Below are 670 nucleotides of genomic sequence, written 5' to 3' on the forward strand. Positions count from 1 at the left end.
CAAAAACACAATAAGAAAGGAAGTCAATATGTCTTTGTCTCGTCGAGACTTTATGAAAGTTGTCTCTTCAACCGCCGTTGCTACCGGTCTAATCGGTTGTGGCAGCGACGATAATGAATCCGTTGCCGTTAGTTTTGAACATGGTGTCGCCAGTGGCGATCCGACTCAAACACAAGTGATTATTTGGACTCGGGTGACTACAGCCGCGAGTTACGTGGATGTGAGCTGGCAAGTCGCATCCGACATAGAGTTTTTAAATGTCGTGCAAAGTGGCGTATTCACTACTGATACAGGACGTGATTTCACGGTAAAAGTGGACGTACAAAACCTCAACGCCAATTCTCAGTACTACTACCGATTTATGGTCGGCGAGATGATGAGTGAGGTAGGGCAAACTCAAACTCTGCCTGAAGATGGTGTCGAAAAAGCATCGATGGCGGTGGTGTCTTGCGCCAACTATCCAGCGGGTTATTTCCACGTTTATCGCGAGATCTTAAATCAACATGAACAATCGCCATTCGACGTTGTGTTACATCTTGGTGACTACATTTATGAATATGGGGCTGGAGGCTATGCCAGTGAAGATGCCGCTGCATTAGGGCGCGAACCGAGCAAAGGCACAGAATGTATCACGCTGGACGATTACCGAAAAAGATACGCCCAATATCGT

Annotated in this window: 1 protein-coding gene; it reads left to right on the plus strand. The window is 46.9% G+C overall.

Translation table 11 applies throughout. The features are described from left to right. Positions 1 to 28 precede the first annotated feature (28 nt). A partial coding sequence (locus R8O10_RS25465; RefSeq protein ID WP_318191990.1) for an alkaline phosphatase D family protein occupies positions 29 to 670 on the plus strand: 642 nt, incomplete at its 3' end.

It is taken from the genome of Vibrio sp. 1727 (genome assembly GCF_033344415.1).
In the GTDB taxonomy this organism is placed as follows: domain Bacteria; phylum Pseudomonadota; class Gammaproteobacteria; order Enterobacterales; family Vibrionaceae; genus Vibrio; species Vibrio alginolyticus.